Here is a 5,015-nt window from a genome sequence, read left to right on the forward strand (position 1 = left end):
CCTCCGTTCCAGTGTTTGCAAGTCTATTCACCTTTTGATCCGCTTCAGCTAATGCCCGGTGTATGTAGCCAGTCCGAATGGCCGCTACCCGCCATCTGCCTCTGAAAAGTAGACTGGCAGCAAACCACCAAACCACGACGTTCGCGTCCGACTAGCGCGGGTTAGTCGCCTCACCAGACGGAGGGCAGCTTTCGAGCGTGGCCCGCCACCGTCTGAACGACTACAATTGGCGCAAAGCGGACCATCATAGCTGAATGTCCGCCAACCATTGGTTAGACGGACAGGGCGGTCGGGCCGTCCGGTGACGGGTCGTTTGGCTGCGCCGACCGACTGTGTTCGGATTACGGCGAGGCTTCGTGGCGAGGTGTCGCCGCAGTTCCGGCGTTGGCACCATGCAGGCGTCCGTCGTCCCAAACAGCCGGTAGCGGTTACGGGCGACGATGTCCTAGAGCCTGTCCCGAACCGGCCGAGGCACTGCTCGGAGCAATGGCGTCCAACGCCAACCCGGCACCCGTCTTAGAACCTCAATGGCTGCGTCGGACCGGAAATATGCTCGATCCGCGATCACCACCGCATTGGTCTCCGGCGCGTCCGGGTCGATGCCCAGGCGTCGTGCGAGCCAGCGACCGTAAGGCTCCTGAACGGCGGCAAAGCGCAAGCGGATTTCGGGATCGCGACGCGCGACGAAGCGGAACCACGCGGAGCACAGGACGCACACTCCGTCGAACAGGATGGTGCCGTCTGGCGTATCTTCGCATGGAACGGGTCGCCAGGAGGAGCGAACCGGGTCACCAGACATCGGGCTTGACCACCATCAGAGCGAAGATCGCGACCACGCTTCCGAAAGCCGGCCAGCCCAGAGCGAACCATCAGCTCGCATAACGTTGGTAGAGAGGCGGCAACGGCGTTCCGTCGCGCAACGCCCTCTCGGCCATCCGGTGCATGCGGATCTGCAGCCAAACCACCGGCAGCCAACAGGCGCCCACTACGACGTAGAGACCGATGGCGAGCACGAGCCAGCCCTTGGTGAAGGGGAACCCGGCGATGCGCACCATCCACACGCCAGTCACCGGCTGCACGACAACGGCAGGCGCGGTGAACAGCCAGTCGGCCAGCACCACGTTGCGGTCGACCACGGTGATGGCGCGAAGGTCACGGCTACGCTGCGCCATCCAGCCATGAAAGGCGGTGCCAAGGCCTGTGCCGAACAGCAAGGTGGATGACAAGATGTGGACCAGCAGGAGCAACTGATAGCTCATGATTTAGGCTTCCATGGTGAGCAGGGCGAGGGTGGCGGCCAGTATGGCCAGGTTCTTCAGCAACGGGCCGAACGGGTCGAGCCACAACGAGGGCAGCGCGACGCTTGCGAGTGCGGTGTAGGTGGCCATCAGGGCAAGCTGGACGGCCAGCACGAAGCGCCGGTGCCGCCGCGGCAGCAAGCCCAACCCGAGCCCGAGATCGAGTAGTGCACCCGCCCGCGTGGCGGCCAATGCCAGCTCACCTGACAGCCCAAGCCCGCCCAGCAGAGCGTCTGCGCGGGCAGCCGGCACCAGCAGGGACGCAACGCCGGTCCCGGCCCACACAGCGGCCAGGCAGGCAAGCAGGACCCCGCGCACTGGCACCATTCGGGCGGCGAGCAGGTCGGCGGCACAGGCCGGGTCGGCGGCCAGCCCGGTGGTCAGCGGACGCGGCGCCCAGCCCAAGGCGGCTGCCGCCGGCGCTGCGTCGGCGACGTTGCCGGCCTCGAGCATGCGCAGGGCGTCGCGGGTCAGCGCGGCATCCGGCAGCGCCTCCCCGAGGCGCGCGCCGAGCCGAAGCAGCGTCGCGGACATAGCGAGCGGATGGCGCGGCGGCAGCCCGAGCCAGGTCCGCAGGCAAGCCGTCAGCTCGTCGGTGCTCATCGGCTCCGGGCCGACCAGGTTGAGGGTCTCCGGCGCGCTTGGCGACGCAACTAGGTCGGCAACCGCCCGCGCGACGTCGGAGACGTGGATGGGCTGCACTCGCCACGTCCGTGGGCCGAGGCGCAGCGGCCGCGCGAGAGCGGCTAGCGCTGAGAACAGTGCCGTGCTTGCGCCGCCGCGGCCGACCACCAGCGATGGTCGCACGACGCGCCAGGGGCGGTTCCCATCCCGGGCCGTTGCGCGCCCTGCTGCGCCGACACGGCCTCGAGCGTCGGCAGGTGGCGACAGTGGCCGCCTCGAGCGCCTGGGGTTTAGCCTGCATGACCGGCTACGCCATTCCCGCGCTGGATTTGCCTTTCTACCCCTGGCCACTGCTCGGTCTACCGCTCTACCCTGTCATCTTGGTCTACGGCGTGCTGCGCTACCAAGTGCTGGTGGCAAATGCATGGGCTCGCCGCGCCTTGGCTTGGACGCTGCTGGTCGGAGCTGCCGGCCTGCTGGCGACAGTGGTCGGTGCGGCGGTGCCGTTGCTGCGGCTCCCCGGCACCGAGTGGCTGTCCGGAATGGCCGCCGCTGTGGCCGTGCTGGTGCTGGGCGGCCCGGCGCGTCGCCTCGCCGAACGGGTTGTCTACCCCGGTCGAACCGTGTCGGCCGAGGATCTGAAGCGGTGGCGGCAGAACCTGCTGGCCACCGACACGCGCCAGGCGCTTTGGATGCGGGCCGCGGACCTGATCTCCCAGTCGGTGAACATGCCCGTCGTGGTCGGAGATGCCGCCGATAGCCCGGCCGGCCTGCCTGTCCTGCGTTGCTTGCACCGGGATGGTGGCTGGACCTGCTGCCTTGAAGGTTGGGACGCCGCTCCACCCGGCATCCGACGCCTGGCGGGCTTCTTCGCCGACGTGCTCGTCGAACAAGCCGCGCGGGTGGACGGCATCGAGGCATCACGTGCGGCGGAGCGCGAGCGCCAGCATCGCGACCGGCTGGCCGAACTCGGCGCTTTGGCCGCCACGGTGGCGCACGACGTCCGTAATCCTCTCAATACCATCTCGATGGCGGTCGCCCTGGCCGATGCCGACATCCGACGCGAGGTGGGTGACCAGGTCCGACGTGTTTCCCGCCTCGCCGACGATCTGCTGGACTACGCCCGGCCCTGGAAGGTCGAGCCTGTACCGCTCGACGTGGCGGCGGTCGGCGCCGCCGCGCCTGTCCGTTCAGACGGCAGCCGCGTTCTGGCCGACCCCCGCCAGTTTCGCCGAGTGCTTGACAACCTGGTCGAAAACGCTCGGCTGGCGGGCGCCCTCACGGTCGAGATTGAAGTGGAAGGCGGTGGCAGCGTGGTCTGCGTCCACGTCCTCGACGACGGCCCGGGCATACCAGTCGAAATCCGCGGCCGCGTGTTCCAGCCCTTTGTCTCGCGCCGCGTTGGCGGTACTGGCCTTGGGCTCGCCATCGTCGCGCGGATCATGGAGGCGCACCGAGGCGCGGTTACCCTTGGGGAACGACCAGGATGGACGACGTGCTTCACCCTAACCCTGCCGGCCGCAGCATGACCGGGACAAGCGAGGGCGGCCACGTGCTGCTCGCCGATGATGAGCCCGCGTTCCAGCGGGTCGGAGGCGCGTGGCTGCGCAACCTGGGGCACCAAGTCACGCTGGCGGGGGATGCCGAGGCGGCGATGGCCGCGTTCGCCCGTACGAACCCGGACATTGTGCTACTCGACTTGTCGATGCCCCCGCGCATGGATCCGGTCGCCGGCCTCGACCTGATCCCCGCCTTCGCGCCGGCACCCGTCATCGTGCTCACCGGGCACGCCGACCACGACCTCGCTCTGCAGGCGATGGACCGGGGTGCTTGGGACTTTGTGGCCAAGCCGATCGAGCCCGACATGCTGCGCGTCGTGGTGGCGAGAGCCGTGCGCAAGGCGCGGCTCGATGCCGAATTGGCCGAGTTGCGCCGGCGCGAGGACACAGACGACTTAGGTCTTATAGGCCGGTCCATGGTGATGCAGCGATTGCGCGAGATGGTGCGCCGGCTCGGGCCGACGGGCATCGGTGTGGTGGTGCTCGGCCCCACCGGCAGCGGCAAGGAGCTGGTTGCCCGCGCCCTGCACGTCACCAGCCCGCGGGCGCTCGGTCCCTTCGTGCCTGTGCACTGCGGCGCGCTGTCGGCCGAGCTGTTGGAGAGCGAGCTGTTCGGGCACCTGCGCGGCAGCTTCACCGGGGCGCATCGCGACCAGCCAGGGCTAATTGAGACGGCGCACCGCAGTACGCTGTTCCTGGACGAGGTGGGCGAGATGCCCGCACCCATGCAAGTCAAACTGCTTCGTTTTCTGCAAGAAGGAACATTCGTCCCGGTTGGAGGCAGGACGCAGCAACGGGCCGACGTGCGCGTCGTCGCGGCAACCCATCGCGATCTGGAGGCAATGGTGACGTCCGGCACTTTTCGCGAGGATCTGTTCTACCGCCTCAAGGGCGTGGTGCTGCGTACGCCCCCGCTTGCCGAGCGGCGGGACGACGTGCCGCTGCTTGCCACACTGTTCCTGCGGCGCGCAGCACCCCTGGCCCGGCTTGCCCCGGACGCCCTTGCCTTGATCGCCACCCGGGAGTGGCCCGGCAACGTGCGCGAATTGCGCTCGGTGGTTGAGGTCGCGGGTGCCCTGGCCGGATCAGGGCAGGTGGACGCCGGGCTGTTGCGCTTCGCCGCAGGCGACGCTGAGCCGGACGATGCAGCCGCCGTGTCTGCTTTCTCCTACGCGGGCGCCCTGGACGCAGCTATAGCTGAGCTCGAGACGCGCATGCTGCGTGACGCGCTTACCGCTTCGGGCGGGAACCAAAGCGAGGCGGCTCGGCGCCTTGGGATTTCCAGAGTGGGGTTGATTAAAAAGCTGGGGCGGCTGGGGCTGCGTTGACCTGGGTTTTGGCCGGATCCGGTCCGGCAGGTTTGGGGCGGTGTCGGTGAGATAGCTGCCATTTGCGTGGAACCAGGTGCCGTCGGCCGCAATCGACCAATGTCAGCCATAGCCAGGCAAAGCGAGCGTGCCGCGGAAGCGGTCACTCACACTGGTGCGAAATTCAAGCAGACCGTGTGAAAACGCGATTCGAAGGTGAAATAGGC

The 5,015-nt window shown here is 68.0% G+C and carries 5 protein-coding genes; 2 read left to right on the plus strand and 3 right to left on the minus strand.

Annotation, left to right across the window (positions count from 1 at the left end):
- Nucleotides 1-445 precede the first annotated feature (445 nt).
- From GSQ76_RS32915 to GSQ76_RS25560, 3 genes are all read right to left on the minus strand, one after another.
- On the minus strand, nucleotides 446-799 hold the full coding sequence (locus tag GSQ76_RS32915; protein WP_216851295.1) for a DCC1-like thiol-disulfide oxidoreductase family protein: 354 nt from the start codon (nucleotides 797-799) through the stop codon (nucleotides 446-448).
- 70 nt (nucleotides 800-869) lie between these two features.
- A complete protein-coding gene (locus GSQ76_RS25555) occupies nucleotides 870-1,259 on the minus strand; it encodes a DUF2269 domain-containing protein (protein WP_216851296.1) in 390 nt (129 codons plus the stop codon).
- Nucleotides 1,260-1,262: 3 nt separating this feature from the next.
- Nucleotides 1,263-2,000, minus strand: coding sequence for a DoxX-like family protein (locus GSQ76_RS25560; RefSeq protein WP_158746917.1), 738 nt, complete (start codon nucleotides 1,998-2,000; stop codon nucleotides 1,263-1,265).
- A gap of 221 nt (nucleotides 2,001-2,221) precedes the next feature.
- On the opposite strand from GSQ76_RS25560, the gene GSQ76_RS25565 reads away from it, so the two are divergent.
- Both GSQ76_RS25565 and GSQ76_RS25570 read left to right on the plus strand, forming a co-directional pair.
- Complete coding sequence (locus GSQ76_RS25565) at nucleotides 2,222-3,451, plus strand: ATP-binding protein (protein WP_158746918.1); 1,230 nt, start codon at nucleotides 2,222-2,224, stop codon at nucleotides 3,449-3,451.
- The gene (locus GSQ76_RS25570) at nucleotides 3,409-4,809 is read left to right on the plus strand and encodes a sigma-54 dependent transcriptional regulator (protein ID WP_254070630.1); all 1,401 of its coding nucleotides are present in this window, start codon (nucleotides 3,409-3,411) and stop codon (nucleotides 4,807-4,809) included. The genes GSQ76_RS25565 and GSQ76_RS25570 overlap by 43 nt, the downstream gene beginning before the upstream one ends.
- Nucleotides 4,810-5,015: the final 206 nt, after the last annotated feature.

The organism is Acidisphaera sp. L21, from assembly GCF_009765685.1.
Taxonomy (GTDB): Bacteria; Pseudomonadota; Alphaproteobacteria; order Acetobacterales; family Acetobacteraceae; genus LMUY01.

Excerpts from the sequence above, each read along its gene's own strand:
- GSQ76_RS25555 (WP_216851296.1), bottom strand. The coding sequence starts at position 1,259 with ATGAGCTATCAGTTGCTCCTGCTGGTCCACATCTTGTCATCCACCTTG.
- GSQ76_RS32915 (WP_216851295.1), bottom strand. The coding sequence starts at position 799 with ATGTCTGGTGACCCGGTTCGCTCCTCCTGGCGACCCGTTCCATGCGAA.
- GSQ76_RS25565 (WP_158746918.1), top strand. The coding sequence starts at position 2,222 with ATGACCGGCTACGCCATTCCCGCGCTGGATTTGCCTTTCTACCCCTGG.
- GSQ76_RS25570 (WP_254070630.1), top strand. The coding sequence starts at position 3,409 with ATGGACGACGTGCTTCACCCTAACCCTGCCGGCCGCAGCATGACCGGG.